Origin of the sequence: Actinomadura rudentiformis (assembly GCF_008923185.1) — a bacterium.
GTDB classification, from domain to species: Bacteria; Actinomycetota; Actinomycetes; order Streptosporangiales; family Streptosporangiaceae; genus Spirillospora; species Spirillospora rudentiformis.
This window is the reverse complement of sequence record NZ_WBMT01000023.1, coordinates 109,396-123,861: the sequence shown is the minus strand read 5'-3', so window position 1 is coordinate 123,861 and position 14,466 is coordinate 109,396. Positions and strand designations below refer to the sequence as shown.

At 71.9% G+C, this 14,466-nt stretch carries 12 protein-coding genes; 9 read left to right on the top strand and 3 right to left on the bottom strand.

Annotated elements, in window-relative coordinates; all coding sequences use genetic code 11:
• Positions 1-62 precede the first annotated feature (62 nt).
• The 4 genes from F8566_RS39400 (at position 63) to F8566_RS39385 (ending at position 5,198) form a co-directional block, all read left to right on the top strand.
• Positions 63-1,319 (top strand): M16 family metallopeptidase, encoded by a 1,257-nt coding sequence (locus F8566_RS39400; RefSeq protein WP_151567554.1) that lies wholly within the window; start codon positions 63-65, stop codon positions 1,317-1,319.
• Entirely contained in the window at positions 1,316-2,674 is a 1,359-nt protein-coding gene (locus F8566_RS39395; protein ID WP_151567552.1) for a M16 family metallopeptidase, read from the top strand. Before F8566_RS39400 ends, F8566_RS39395 begins: the two co-directional genes overlap by 4 nt.
• Positions 2,675-2,782: 108 nt before the next feature.
• Positions 2,783-4,261, top strand: coding sequence for a sporulation protein (locus F8566_RS39390; protein ID WP_192810089.1), 1,479 nt, complete (start codon positions 2,783-2,785; stop codon positions 4,259-4,261).
• 73 nt (positions 4,262-4,334) lie between these two features.
• A complete protein-coding gene (locus F8566_RS39385) occupies positions 4,335-5,198 on the top strand; it encodes a hypothetical protein (RefSeq protein ID WP_151567547.1) in 864 nt (287 codons plus the stop codon).
• Between the two features lie 21 nt (positions 5,199-5,219).
• Here the strand turns inward: F8566_RS39385 and F8566_RS39380 are convergent, their stop codons facing one another.
• Positions 5,220-6,491 (bottom strand): hypothetical protein, encoded by a 1,272-nt coding sequence (locus F8566_RS39380; RefSeq protein ID WP_151567545.1) that lies wholly within the window; start codon positions 6,489-6,491, stop codon positions 5,220-5,222.
• 48 nt (positions 6,492-6,539) lie between these two features.
• Positions 6,540-7,445, bottom strand: a complete 906-nt coding sequence (locus F8566_RS39375; protein ID WP_225993924.1) for a hypothetical protein — start codon at positions 7,443-7,445, stop codon at positions 6,540-6,542.
• Positions 7,446-7,613: 168 nt separating this feature from the next.
• On the opposite strand from F8566_RS39375, the gene F8566_RS39370 reads away from it, so the two are divergent.
• A complete protein-coding gene (locus F8566_RS39370; protein ID WP_151567543.1) occupies positions 7,614-9,167 on the top strand; it encodes a dolichyl-phosphate-mannose--protein mannosyltransferase in 1,554 nt (517 codons plus the stop codon).
• Positions 9,168-9,212: 45 nt separating this feature from the next.
• On the opposite strand, the gene F8566_RS39365 is transcribed toward F8566_RS39370, so the two are convergent.
• Entirely contained in the window at positions 9,213-10,811 is a 1,599-nt protein-coding gene (locus F8566_RS39365; RefSeq protein ID WP_151567541.1) for an ATP-binding SpoIIE family protein phosphatase, read from the bottom strand.
• A gap of 861 nt (positions 10,812-11,672) precedes the next feature.
• Here F8566_RS39365 and F8566_RS39360 point away from each other — a divergent pair.
• The 4 genes from F8566_RS39360 (at position 11,673) to F8566_RS39345 (ending at position 14,370) form a co-directional block, all read left to right on the top strand.
• Complete coding sequence (locus tag F8566_RS39360; protein WP_151567725.1) at positions 11,673-12,263, top strand: sigma-70 family RNA polymerase sigma factor; 591 nt, start codon at positions 11,673-11,675, stop codon at positions 12,261-12,263.
• A 213-nt stretch (positions 12,264-12,476) separates the two neighbouring features.
• Positions 12,477-12,875, top strand: a complete 399-nt coding sequence (locus tag F8566_RS39355; protein ID WP_151567539.1) for an SSI family serine proteinase inhibitor — start codon at positions 12,477-12,479, stop codon at positions 12,873-12,875.
• A gap of 154 nt (positions 12,876-13,029) precedes the next feature.
• Positions 13,030-13,455: a CBS domain-containing protein gene (locus F8566_RS39350; protein ID WP_151567537.1), complete on the top strand. Its 426-nt coding sequence runs from the start codon at positions 13,030-13,032 to the stop codon at positions 13,453-13,455.
• Positions 13,456-13,623: 168 nt separating this feature from the next.
• A complete protein-coding gene (locus F8566_RS39345; RefSeq protein ID WP_225993922.1) occupies positions 13,624-14,370 on the top strand; it encodes a GAF and ANTAR domain-containing protein in 747 nt (248 codons plus the stop codon).
• Positions 14,371-14,466 lie beyond the last annotated feature (96 nt).

Sequence of the window (14,466 nt, the reverse complement as noted above, 5' to 3'; positions counted from 1 at the left end):
CCGCCAGGGCCCCCTCACCGAGGTCGCGTGCGGTGCTACCACCGACCGGACGGGAGCGCTCCGTGGCAGAACAGCCGCTGCATGAGCACACGCTCGGCAATGGCCTGCGCGTGGTGGTCTGCGAGGACCATGTCGTACCACTGGCCGCCGTGAACATCTGGTACGGCGTCGGCTCGCGGCACGAGCGGGCCGGCCGGACCGGGCTCGCCCACCTCTTCGAGCACCTGATGTTCCAGGGCTCGGCCAACGTCGCCGAGGGCGAGCACGCCGCGCTGCTGGAGAGCGCGGGCGCCACGTTCAACGCCAGCACGTCGTTCGAGCGCACCAACTACTACGAGACGGTGCCGGTCAGCCACCTGGAGCTCGCGCTCTGGCTGGAGGCCGACCGGATGGGCACGCTGCCCGCCGCGCTCACCCAGGCCAACCTCGACAACCAGCGCGACGTCGTGAAGAACGAGCGCCGCCAGCGCTACGACAACCAGCCGTACGGCACCGCGTTCGAGCGGCTGTGCGCGCTGACGTTCCCGGCAGGCCACCCCTACGCGCACACGCCGATCGGGTCGATGGAGGACCTCGACGCGACCACGCTCGAGGACTGCACCGACTTCTTCGCCACCTGGTACGCGCCCGGCAACGCGGTGCTGTCGATCGTGGGCGACGTCGACCCGGAGGACACCCTCGCCGCGGTCGAGCGTTACTTCGGCGGCCTCCCTGCGGGGCCGCAGGCGCCCGGCGCGCGGCCCGGCGACCTCGGCCCGCTGGACGGCGTCCGGGGCGAGGAGGTCGACGAGGAGGTCCCCTCCCCCGCCTACTTCGCGATGTTCCCGCTGCCCTCCGACGGCGGCAACGACATCGAGGCGGCCGAGCTGGCCGTGGAGATCCTCGGCGGCGGCTCCGGCTCCCGGCTGTACGACCGGATGGTGCGCCGCGACCAGATCGCGACCGAGGTCTGGGCGGGGGTGACCCGGCTGGCCGGGGGCCCGTCGCTGGCCATCGTCGACGCGGTCGGCCCGGACGTGGACAAGATCGCCGCAGTGCTGGACGAGGAGCTGGCGCGCTTCGCCGCCGACGGCCCCGACGCCGACGAGACGGCGCGCGCGACCGCGCAGGCCGAGCGCGGCTTCTTCGAGCAGACCGAGACGGTGACCGGCCTGGCCAACGCACTGTCGGCCAACGCCACGCAGTTCGGCGACCCGGCGCGCGTCTTCACCGCGCCCAAGCGCGCCGCCGCGGTCACCGCGGACGACATCACCGAGATGGCGGGCCGCTGGCTGGCGCCGGGCGCCCGTACCGTCCTCACCTACGGAGGTGCCAAGTGAGCGGCCTCACCCTGCAGCCCCGTCCGGTGCCCGGGCCGGTCCCGGCCTGGTCGTTCCCGGTCGGCACGGAGGGCCGCGTCACCGGCGGCCCCGGCACGCTGCGCTGCGACCTGCCGGGCCGCCGGCTCGCCGCCGTGCGCCTCGTGCTGGACGCCGGCGCCAGCCGTGAGCCCGGCGGCAAGGACGGCGTCGCCACGCTCGCCGCGCGGGCGCTGCTCGAAGGCACCGAGCCCGGCGGAGGCACCGCGCTGACCGCCGCGTTCGAACGCATCGGCGCCAGCCTCTACGCCTCGGCCGATCTGACCGCGCTGCGGATCGCGCTGGACGTCCCGGTGCCCCGCCTCGGCGAGGCGCTGGAGCTCTTCTCGACGGTCATCCGCAGGCCCGCGCTGGCCGACTCCGACGTGGCCCGGCTGGTCAACGAGCGGCTCGAGGAGATCGCGCAGGAGGACGCCGACCCCGGCAGCCGCGCAGCGCGCGAGCTGCGCGCGGTGATGTTCCCGGAGGCGGCGCGCAGTTCCCGGCCGACTGGCGGCACCAAGGAGTCGATCGCCGCGCTCACCGGCGCCGACGTGCGCGCGTTCTTCAGCTCCGCGGTCCCCGCCGAGGCCACCGCCGTCGTCGCGGGCGACCTGTCGGGCACCGACGCGGACGCGGCGCTCTCGGGCGCGCTGGAGGGCTGGACCGCGACCGGGGACTCGCTCCAAGCACCCGACACGATCGAGCCCACCGCCGGGCCGCGCATCGTCGTCGTGGACCGTCCCGGCTCGGTCCAGTCGTACATGAGCATCGCGCACGGCGTCCCCAACCGTTCCCACCCCGACTGGGCCAACCTCATGGTGGCCTCGCACGTCCTGGGCGGCGGGCTCACCTCGCGGCTCAACGCGGTGCTGCGCGAGGAGAAGGGCTACACCTACGGCGTGCGTGCCGGGCTGCTGCGGATGCGGCACTGCGGGCTGTTCATCACGCAGGGCGCCGTGCACACCGAGGTGACCGCGGACGCCGTGTCCGACGCGCTCACCGAGCTGCGCGGCGTCATCTCGCGCGGGATCAGCGCGGAGGAGTGCGGCTCGTCCGTGCGCGCGCTGGCCGACCGGGCGCCCGCCGAGTACGAGACGGCCCGCGCGGTCGCCGCCGAACTCGCCGACGCGTCCGCGAGCGGTCTCGGTCCCGACTACCCGCGCCGCTACCTGGAGGCGGTACGGGCCGCGACGCCGGACGGTGTCGCCAAGGCGTACGCGACACACGTCGATCCGGAGAAGCTGACCGTCATCGTGGTCGGCGACGCCGCACAGATCCGGGAACCCTTGGAAGCCCTCGGCTACGCGACCGTCTCCATCACTGCCAAAGACTGATGCTTTGGGCGTAATGTTCCGCCAGTCACGCAGAACGGTGGCATGGTGGAGTGCGTCTGATGTTTGCGGGGAGCGGCCCCGCGCGTGCTCGTGAGAGGGGAACGGCCAGTGTCCTACGGGCAGCAGATGCCGGGCGGATTCGGCGGCCCCGGCGGGTCGGCCGGCGCCCCCACGGTCGACACGATCCTGTCGGCGCCGCACGCGCGTCCCGGCGGCGCGGTGGCCGGGAAGGTCCACCTCAGGGGCGGCAGCACCGCCGTCGACATCCGGCACGTGACGATCGCGCTGATGCCGCGCATGGACAACGGGTACGGCGGCCAGAACGCCGGCCCCGAGGTCTACCGCGGCGCGCTCACCCGTGCCTTCCGGCTGGAGGCGGGCGCCCAGCGCGACCTCGCGTTCTCGATCCCGCTCCCGTACGAGCTGCCGTTCACCACCGTGCTCGGCCGCGAACTGCCCGGCTTCACCATCGGGCTGTGCACCGAGGTCGACACCGTCGGTGTGCCCGACCCCGGCGACGTGGACCCGATCTCGGTCGAGCCGCTGGAGTCCCAGCAGTGGGTGCTGGCCGCCATCGCCCAGCTCGGCTTCAAGATCAGGAAGGTCGCGTTCGAGCAGAGCAAGCTGCGCGGCGTCGCCCAGCAGCTGCCCTTCTATCAGGAGATCCAGCTCGCGCCGCCGCAGCAGTACCGGGACCGGATCGGCGAGGTCGGGCTCAGCTTCGTCGCCGCCCCCGGCAGCGTCGCCTTCGTGCTGGAGGCCGACCGCCGGAGCGGCGGCGGCTCGTCCGACGAGACGTTCGGCCGGTTCAAGTGCGAGCACAAGGAGGCCGCCGAGACCGACTGGCCCGCCGAGATCTCCAAGTGGCTCGACAAGGCCGCGGCCCGCTCGCGCGGTCCCGTGCAGAGTCCCGGCTTCTCCGGGGCGCCGCCGCACGGCACACCGCCGCACGGCGCGCCCCTCCCGCCTCCGCCGGGTGGCGCGGCCCCGTTCCCGCCGCCGGGCCCGGCCGCGTCTCCGTCCTATGGCGTGCCGCCCGCGCAGCACGGCCGGCCGGCCGCCGCCGCTCCCGGTCATTTCCCGCCGCCCGCCCCGGCCCCCGGTCAGGCGCCCCCTCACGTTCCGGCCCCCGCCGCCCCGTACGCCCCGGCCGCGCACGCCGCACCGCCTGCGCCGCCAGTGCCTCCGGGCCCGCCCGCTCCCGCTCCCTATCCGTCTCAGCACGGCCACCCGGCTCAGCACGGCCACCCGGCTCCGCCGTACCCCGTTCAGCATCGCGGCCACCACCCCGGCCACCACCCCGGCTGGGGCGCCGCGGCCGCGGCCGGTGGAGTCGCGGCGGCCGGCGTCGCAGCGGCCGGCGTCGCCGGTTACGCGGTGGCCGGTCCTCCCGTCGGCCAATGGGTCGACCAGGCCGCCGCCAACGTCGCTGGATCCGCAGCCAACTTCGCGATGGACCAGGCGGGCCAGTACGCCGGCCAGGCCGTCGCGGAGGCCGCCAACGGCGTCGCCGGCGAGGTCGCGGGCGAGGCCGCCGGCATCATCGGTGACGTCCTGGGCGGCCTGCTGGGCGGTCTTTTCGGCTGACACCGCTTTGTCCACCAAAACGGCTGCGGCTGGTTAGGGTCGAAGGGCGCACGTCCGCCCCCCGAGGAGCCACATGACCACCGTGATCCTGGTCCTGCTGTGCCTGGCGATCGCCGGGCGGGAGCTCTACCTGGCCTCCGACAAGAGACTGCCCCGCGCACAGGCCGAGCTGCGCGAGCTGCGCGGCCAGGTGGCCGAGCTCACCAAGCAGCTCGGCGTCCTCCAGACCAAGGTCAGCGAGCCTGCGGGCATCCCGATCCCGCAGCCGCCCACCGAGGGCACGCCCACCGAGGTGCTCGACCGGATGGCGTCGCTGGGCGACCGCGTGCAGCGCATCGAGCACGAGCTCGACAAGTTCGCCGCACAGCTGGAGAGCGTCGAGCTCGACCGCGACGCCCAGCACGCACTCGCCCGTTCCCTCGACACGGTCGAGCACGTCGTCGGTGAGCTCCACCACGAGATGCTCGGCCGGCTCGCCCGCGATGAGGGGATCGTCCCCGGGCTCCTGCTGAGCGAGGAGGGCGAGGCCGAGCCGCTCCTGTCGGCGACGTACGAACGTTGCGCGGCCGAGTACGGCTTGCAGATCCGCGTCCGTGACCAGCGGCCCGCCGCGAACGGCGGCTACTGGGGCACGGCCTACCACCTCTCCGGGCGCCAGCCGGACGCGCTCTCGGAGGAGTTGTTCACCTACGTGCGCGGCCTCTACGACCCGCAGGACCCCTCGGCCCTGGCGGCCCTGCTCACCGAGCTCGCCCATCTGCGCGGTGGCGGCGTGGCCCGCATCGGCTCGTTCACGGCCGTGCGCACGCCGCACGCGCTGCTCTGCGGGCTGCTCCCCGAGGGTGAACGCGCAGAACCGTGGGAGCTCGCGGCACAACTCCGCGAACTCCCCGACGAGCAGCAGTGCGATCTGAGCTGGTTGCGCACCGACGGCTAGGGCGCGCCTCCAGGCCGGCTGCTAGGGCCTGACGAAGCGTGGCGCGCCCGAGTCGACGCGGAACGCCAGCAGGCATCGTGGCGTGCGCACGACATCGACTTGCAGGCACAGCCCCAGACCCAGCCGCGGATCGATGAAGACCACACGCTGCAAGGCCCGGAGCGTCCGGCGTGTCCGTGTCCTGGTCTCCGGCAGCAACGGGTCGTACAGCGTCGCCACCACGATCTGGCCCGCGTACCGCCACAACGCGGCCGAGTCGAGCACCCGCACCCGCGCCTTGGTGAGATCCGCGACGATCACCACTCCCGTGTCGTCGCCCTCCCCCGTCTGCGGCCGTGCCTGAGCCGGATCGCGCGGCGCCAGCGGCCCGCCGACCGCCCGGTGGTAACGCAGCGGATCGAGCGTGTCGATGACGAACGCACCGGCGTACGGCCAGGACGCCCGCGGCTTGCTCGCCGGCTCCTCGCGGATGTTCAGGTGCGCGCTGAGGTCGAACACCATGCCCGCCTCATCGACCCATGCCGGGAGCCCGAGCCTGGCCGCTCCGCCGTCCTGGAGGCTGTCCATCGTCCGCTGCAGCTCGTCGGCGCGCCGCGTCAGCATCGCGGCCAGGCCGAGCCCGGGGAACGCTCCCTCCAGCACCGCCAGCGTCGCCTGCCAGATCGCGCTGTCCACGAATCCGCTGACGAACGTGTCGACGAGCGCCTCGCGCCCGCCCGGATCCGTCATCGACACCTCGGGAGCCGGCCGTGCGGGCGGCGCCCAGGTCGGCTCCACCGGCCGCGGGGACTCCAGCACGTCCGGTACGTCAGGCACGGTCGGCACGTCGGACGGGATGGGCACGCCGGACGCGATGGGCACGTCCGGGGCGGTGGTCGACGGCGGTGGATCCTTGGCCAACGGCCCACCACGCCCTGCGGGCGGCGGAGGCGCCTCTGAGGCATGCTGCGGCTCGTACGCCGTCCACGTCTCGTCCGAGGACGGCACACGCGGCGGCTCGGCCGCCGGAAGCTCAGATACGGGACGCTCGGCCGCCGGCGGCGGCTCCGACTGCGGCTCCATCGGCGGCGGCTCGGGTATCTGCGGCGGCTCGTGGCCTTCCGGCGGCTCGGAATCAGCACCGGGGCCCGGGGCGGGGTTCGTCTCGGGGCGGGGTTGGACCGGTTCCCAGTCGGGCGACTCGCCCTTGCGTCCGGCCACGTGGATGTCGCCGGGATGGGGAGTGGGAGGCTCGGGGGACCCGGGCTCGTCGGGATCGTCGGACTGGGGGCTGTCTCGCGGGCCGAATCTCACAACAACGATCCTGTGCCGCCCGGGCGATGGCCGCAAGGCAAATGGAGATCAGGAGACGCCTGTGCCGAAAAGCGCGGCGCAGAGTGACTCCAGCCGGTCGGGGCCGTCGTCCGCGGCAAGGACGGTGAGGAGGGGTTCGGCGCCATCGTCCGGTTCGTCGCTCCCGCGTTCGTCGTCCAGACGCAGGCGCACGGTCACCTCGCGGCGCATCGGCTCCTCGACGCCGTGGGCGGCGGCGACGTCCTGAAGGCCGACCGAGATCAGCTCGGGGAGCTCCACGAAGACACGTTGCTGGCCGGCGTGGAGCTCGTCGAGCCACAGGTCGAGCAGGCGCCGGGCCAGCCCGTTGAGGAGGCGGCCCCACGGCTCGACGAGGGCGGGCGGCACGTGCTCGGTCTGCAGTTCGGGAAGACCGAACCTGGCCAGGCCCTTGGTCGTGAACCAGAAGCCGTGCGGGCCTGCCGTATGCGGCAGGAGCATCCAGTCCGTCAGGCGCGTGTTGCCGTCGGCGTCGGGCAGCGAGCGCCGGAGGTGTTCCGGGGAGAGCACCTGCGGGGTGAAGACGTCGATGACCGGTGCCGACAGTGCGGCGCCGATCGCCCCGGCGACGGCCCTCGTCGCCCACTCGTGGGCCGGTGGCCGGCCCGGCCGGTAGGCGGCGCGGACGGCGAGGACATGCGACGCGGCACGGACGTCGGCCAGTTCCCCGGGGCTCGCCCCGTACACGGCGAGTAGATCGGTCGGCAGAGGCGGGAACTCGTCAGCGGGCCGCAGGTCGAGCGTCAGCATCGGACTGTCCAGCATGCGGAGCACGAGATCGCGCAGCGGCGGTGCGACGCGCAGGGCGACCTGTGCGCGAGCCAGCTCGCGCGGGTCTGCCGGGTCGGCCACCAGGGCGACGGCGTACGTGGCGTGCAGAGTCTCCGGAACCGGCAGCGTCAGAATTTCACCCAACTCGTCCCCCGATACAGAGTCCAAGCGCGGACCCTCCGTCATCACCGACACTAGCGATCGGACCGATGATCGAGCCCGAAAAAATTCTGCCGTTAAGGCGACAATTTCCTACCAACGGCGCAACACAGGCCACTTCGGACAAGGGTGGAAGATCCCTAAGATGGCCTGATGTCGCTGATGACCAGGGGCGAACGCGCGGACTTCTCTCTCCAGGCGTGGCTCTCCCCTCCGCAGCCGGGACGGCGGTTCCTCGGCTGGCTCGGCCCGCTCCTGGTCACCGCGTTCGCCGCGTTCTTCCGGTTCGACCGGCTCGGGCAACCGCACGCGGTCGTCTTCGACGAGACGTACTACGCCAAGGACGCGCTGGCGCTCCTGAAGTTCGGCGCCGAGCACTCCACGATCAAGGACGCCGAGGGCAAGGACCTCGCCGACCCGCTGATCCTCAAGGGCGACACCGACACCATCTGGACCGGCGGCGGCAGCTTCGTCGCCCACCCGCCGGCCGGCAAGTGGATGATCGCGAGCGGCGAGTGGCTGTTCGGCATGACGCCGTTCGGCTGGCGTTTCGCCGCCGCGCTGTTCGGGACGCTCTCGGTCCTGGTCCTGGCCCGCGTGACCCGCCGCATGACGCGGTCGACCCTGCTGGGCACCGGGGCGGGGCTGCTGCTGGCGCTGGACGGCCTGCACCTGGTGGCGAGCCGTACCGCGATCCTCGACGTCTTCGTGATGTTCTGGGTGCTCGCGGCTTTCGGCTGTCTCGTTGTGGACCGAGACGTCGCGCGGGCCCGGCTGGCCGGCCGCCTCGACGACCTGCGGTTCGGCCCGCGCCTCGGGATGCGCTGGTGGCGGCTGGCCGCCGGGGTCTGCCTCGGGCTCGCCTGCGGGACGAAGTGGAGCGGCGTCTTCTTCGTCGCGGCGTTCGGGGTCATGACGTTCCTCTGGGACTCGGGCGCCCGCCGGGCCGCCGGCATCCACCGCCCCTCCGCGGGCGCGCTGCGCCGTGACGCGCTCCCCGCCTTCGTGTCGGTGGTGATCGTCTCGGCGGTCACGTACGTGGCGTCATGGGCGGGATGGTTCGCCTCCGACGTCGGCTGGGGACGGCACTGGGCGGACGGCCGGGGCGGCACGTTCTCGTTCGTGCCCGCGCCTCTGCGTTCCCTCTGGCACTACCACGCGCAGGTGATGGGGTTCCACACGGGACTCGACGACAGGCATCGCTACCAGTCGTGGCCGTGGGACTGGCCGCTGCTGCGGCGGCCCGTCGCGTTCTACTACTCAGAGCCGTCCGGTTGCGGTGCGGCCAAGTGTTCCCGTGAGGTGCTGGGCGTGGGCACTCCGGCGATCTGGTGGGCGGCGCTCTTCGCCCTCGCCGTCCTGCTCGGCTGGTGGCTCCTCCACCGGGACTGGCGGGCCGGTGCCGTGCTCCTCGGGTACGGGGCGGGATTCCTGCCGTGGTTCTACTACGCGGCCGGTGACCGGACGATGTTCGCCTTCTATGCGACGCCGATGATCCCGTTCATGGTGCTGGCGATCGTCCTCAGTCTCGGGCTCCTCCTCGGCCCCGCCGAGGAGTCGGGCCGCCGTCTGGTGGGCGCCACCCTCAGCGGCGCCTACATGCTCACGGTCTTGGCGAACTTCTACCTCCTGCACCCCATCCTCACCGCCAGAGTCCTCACGTACGACCAGTGGCGCTTCCGCATCTGGTTCGACACCTGGATCTGATCGCTTGGATCTGACCACTTGGATCTGACCGGCGCTCCCACCCGGTCAGGGCAGGCGGTGCTCGAACCAGACGACCTTGCCCAGGTCGGTGCGGCGGGTGCCCCAGCGTTCGGCGAGGTGGCTGACCAGCTGGAGGCCCCGCCCGGACTCGTCGTTGGCGTCAGCCTGGCAGAGGCGCGGGAGTTCGTGCCCGTCGTCGTTGACCTCGCACAGCAACGTGCTGCCCTTGATCAACCGCATGCCGATGGCCCCGGCGCCGTGCAACAGCGCGTTCGTGACCAGCTCGCTGACCAGGAGCTCGACGGTGTCGACCAGCTCGCGCAGGCCCCAGTCAAGGAGCTTGGCCGTGGCCTGGGCGCGGGCCCTGGGGACCATGCTGGCCTCGGCCTCCAGGTCCCAGGCCGCGACGTCCTCCTTGGAGATGCCGTCGAGCGCGACGGCGACCAGGGCGACGTCGTCGGCCGGGGACTCGGGGGTGAGCACGTCGACGATGTCGTCGCAGGTGTCGTCGAGGGTACGGCCCGTGCCCGCGAGGCGGCCGCGCAACATCTCCAGCCCCACCGCGACGTCGCGGTCACGGCGCTCCAGCAGGCCGTCGGTGCAGAAGACGAGCCGGGCGCCGTCCGCGACGGGGAACTCGACCGTCTCGAACGGCTCGAACGACTCGTCGCCGACGCCGATCGGGACGCCGGAGGGCAGCCGGAGGACCGCGGTCTCCCCGTACGGGGAGACCAGCACGGGCGGCAGATGCCCGGCGTTGGCGATCTGGCACCGCCGGTCGACCGGGTCGTACACCGCGTACACGCAGGTGGCGACACAGCCCTCACCGAGCCGCTGGGCAAGGTCATCGAGGTGCCGGAGCAGCTGGTCGGGGCGCAGATCCTGGCTCGCGAGCGTGCGTACGGCGGTCCGGAGCTGCCCCATGATGGCCGCGGACGTGACGCCGGGGCCCATCACGTCGCCGATCACGATGCCCAGCCGGCAGCCCGGCAGCGGGATCGCGTCGAACCAGTCGCCGCCGACCTGCGCGACCTGCCCGGCAGGCCGGTAACGGAAGCACACGCGGGCACCGGCGATCTGCGGCGCCTCGGCGGGCAGCATGGCGCGCTGCAGCTCCTGCACCATCTGGACCTCGCGGCGGTAGAGCCGCCCGTTGTCGATGCACAGGGCGGCGCGGCGGCCCAGCTCGTCGACGACGGCGAGATCGATCTCGTCGAAGCCGGACCGGCCCGCCTTGCGCAGCAGCTTGAACGTGCCGAGCACCCGCCCGCGCGCGACCAGCGGCACCACGAGCAGTGCGCGCCGCGGCACGTGCACGGCCCGGCCGGTGGTCATCGCCTCGACGAACGGGGTGTCGTCGGGCAGGAACAGCGCCTCGCCCTCGGGGACGGTGTCGTCCCAGCGGCCGGGCTCGTCCTCGTGCACGACGGCGACCCGGCGCATCAGGGTGGTGCCGTCGACCACGTGCGACGCCGGCTCCCAGTCGGCGGCGGCGACCCGTTCCAGCAGTTCCACGGCGACGAAGTCGGCCAGCCGCGGCACCAGGACCTCCGCGAGCGTCCGGGAAGCCTGTAGATGATCGAGCGAGCTGCCGATCTGCTGGCCGGCCTCGCCGAGGAAGATGAACCGCTCCCGCACAGCCATCGTCTCCAGTTAGTGGGTTGGGCGCGGTCGAGGGGATCCCGCCGGGTCGGGCGTGATACGCCGACAGCTGACCCGTGAGCGATGAACACGCGGACCCCTCTCTGGGCGGTCGTCGATTTCATGCCCCGACAACCCGCGGTAAAGAGGACGTTACCTCGCGTGAGCCCCCAGCGCTGGCACTCTGACGAAGTGACCGCCTGCCGGCACGTCCAGAACGGAGACGGTGACGAGCGGCGATGAGCGGCGCCCGGCTTCCCCCAGGCCCCGGCATTGACCAGATGCGGCAACAAGCACGACCGCCACATTGACACCTGATTCTCCCGGGCAGATGATCACGCAGCCCCCGTACGTGATCCTCAGCGTCGACCCGCATAAGCCCCGAAGGCCCCGACCGCCTCCACCGGTCGGGGCCTTCGGCCGTCGAGACGGGACCAGATCCGGAATGAACCCAGGCGGACCAGGCGCTGTACCAGCCGGTAAGTGCGGTCATGACCTTCGGCGGGCGGAATGTGACCGACGCCACGCAACCTTTTGGACCGTCCCAAGCGTCTTACTTACCGGGAACACCCACGAGGAGTGGAAGCGCCCGACCGCGTCATGCCCGCGACGTCCCGGTTACGGGGTCGCCCTGGTTCCGGCGGTCCGCACTCTCCCTCCCCCCACCCTCCAAGCGCGGCCCAGACCCCTGGCCCGCTATCGGCTCCGCATTGTCGCGTCATGAGCCGGCGTCGAACTCGTCGGGAGCGGTGGAACGTACCTCACAAGGGGGGCGGCCTGATCCGCCCGGCCGCGCCACCGTGCGCGGAGTCAACCGGCCCTATCGGGTCATGACCTACGGGAGCGATGATGACCGCAGCCACCATGTCCGTCCGCAACACGCCCGTCCGCAACACCCGATCCACTGCCCCTGTCTGCACGGACCCCGAGCGCTACGAGCGCGACGTCCTCCCCTACGTCGACCCGCTGTACGCCAGCGCCGTCCGCATGACGCGCAACAGCGCCGACGCCGAGGACCTGGTCCAGGAGACCCTCGCCAAGGCCTACGTCAACTTCCACCAGTTCAAGGAAGGCACGAACCTCAAGGCCTGGCTGCACCGCATTCTCACCAACAACTTCATCAACTCCTACCGCAAGCGCCAGCGCGAGCCGATGCGCGCCGGTTCGGAGGAGCTGGAGGAGTGGCAGATCGCCCAGGCCGAGGCTCACTCGTCCGGCTTCCGGTCCGCCGAGTCCGAGGCGCTCGACCGGATGCCCGACTCGGAGGTCATCGACGCGCTCCGCGGCCTCCCTAAGGACTTCCGGGACGCGGTCTATCTCGCCGATGTCGAGGGTTACCCCTACAAGGAGATCGCCGAGATGATGGGCACCCCCATCGGCACGGTGATGTCCCGCCTCCACCGCGGCCGCAAGCAGCTGCGTGAGGCGCTCACCGACCACACCCTCGCCGCCTGACGCCCACTCGTTCCCCCTGAGCATTTCTCCCCTCGCCACTCCCTCCCTTTAGACGTGATCCCGCGGTTCCCCCGTGACCGCGGGATCACCCCTTTCCGAGGCCTCCCGCCGGACCTCCCTGCCGCCTGGCTCACGCGAACCAAATCTCAACACTTTCCGTAGTCGTACAGATACATTTAGCGATGATCCTGTGTCGACCTCGGGAGGTTTCCCTTGCCGCATCTCATCTCCACCGCCCTGACAGGCGCCGTCCTCACCCTCCTGCCCACCGCATCCGCCCACGCGACCACGCTGCCCCCGACCTGGCCGCGCACCGAACTGCGGCTCACCCTCACCTCCCCCGGGCCGAACGCGTCCAGCGCCCGCACGGCCCTCCTGAAGTGCGACTCCGGCGGTGGAACGCACCCCGGGGCCAAAGCGGCCTGCCGAGAACTGGCGGCGCGCAACGGCAAGATCGAGCGGGACCCTGCCGGCACCATGTGCACGCTGATCTACGCGCCGATCGTCGCGAAGGCCGAGGGACGCTGGAGGGGCCGGCCGGTGCGTTTTGAGCGGGAGTACCCCAACGACTGCGTCATGCGCGCCCACACAGGCAAGGTCTTCTTGTTCTGAACGATCCAGACGGGACTCTCACCGGCCTCCGGGAGCGCCTCCGAACATCTTTACCTTCGGATCCACGGTTCCCGCATAGGGCGTTGCATTGCGGGTACGGCGCGGGGACAGCAAGCCACACGCACCTGGGTCGGGCGGAAGGAGTGCGGGCGTCATGTCTCGGAGGGTCAGTGACCTCATGACCGCCACCCCTCATACCCTCCCGCTGGAGGCGACCCTCTACGAGGCCGCCCGCATCATGCGGGACAAGGGAATCGGCGACGTTCTCGTCACGCTCGCCGGCCGGTTGTGCGGAATGGTCACCGACCGCGACATCGTCGTCCGCGGGATCGCGGAGTGCCGCGATCCCTCCCTCACTCCGCTCAGCGACGTGTGCACGGCCGAGATCACCACGGTCAGGCCCAACGACGACACCGAGACCGCGGCACGGCTGATGCGAGAGCAGGCCGTCCGGCGGCTTCCGGTGGTCGACGCGGAGCAGCGCCCGGTAGGCATCGTGTCGATCGGTGATCTGGCGCTGGCCAACGGCGAGGCGCCCGGGGTCCTCGCCGCGATCAGCAAGGCACCGCCGCACTTGTGAGACCGCACCTGTGGGATCGCGCTGGTGAGACGGAGCCTGGAGGAACGCTGCCGAATCTTTGAGAACGACTGTGAGGCGGACATGTCGGGGCGATTGATCGGTCGTTGCAGCGGCTTGAGGCCGGCCTGGGAGTACGAAACGGCCCGCTCCCGGGATAACGTCGCTGATGTGCCGTCAGCCGAGACCGTCCTCACCGACCAGCTCGCCGTGGAGATCGCCCGCCTGGGCATCGTGGGCGAGTCGTCCGACCTGGGGACCCTGCACCGGGTCACCGAGTTGGCGTCCCGCGCGGTACCGGGCTGCGCCGGCGCCGCGAGCGTCCGCTGGGCGCTGCCCTCCGACGAGTCGGAGCGCCCGGAGCCACTGGCCTCGGCCGCCAGCCATCCCGATCTCGCCGAGGTGACCGACCTGCAGCTCCAGCGCGGCAACGGCCCCATCTTCGACGTCGTCCGCACCCGCCGCGCGATGATCTCGGACGACGTCCTGGCCGAGACCCGCTGGCCGGCCTCCACCTCGGACATGTTGCGCCGAGGGGTGCGCTGTTTCAGCACGACTCCGCACTACAACGCGCCCGTGCTCGTGACCTTGTCGCTGTACGGGGTGACGCCCCGCTGCCTCAATCCGGATCAGCAGTCCCTCGCGGCCCTGCTGGCCGCGCAGGGCAGCGCAGCCGTCTCCAACACGCTGCAGTACGACCAGGTCCACCGCACCGCGATCCAGTTGCAGGAGGCGGTCGAGACCCGGGCCGTCGTGGACCAGGCGAAGGGCATCCTCATGCACGCCCTCGGCTGCGACGCCGATGAGGCGTTCTCGGCGCTGCGCCGGATCTCGCAGTCGCGGCGCGTCAAGCTGACCGCCCTGGCTCAGCGCATCGTCGGGGACCAGGGGCTGACCCCGCCTCCCGGCACGGAGTAGGCACGGGCGTAGGCAGGGCATACGGCGGGGCACACGGCACGGCATGGGCACGGCACCGAATAGGCTGCGTACTACCGCGCCATCGTGAGCCAACGC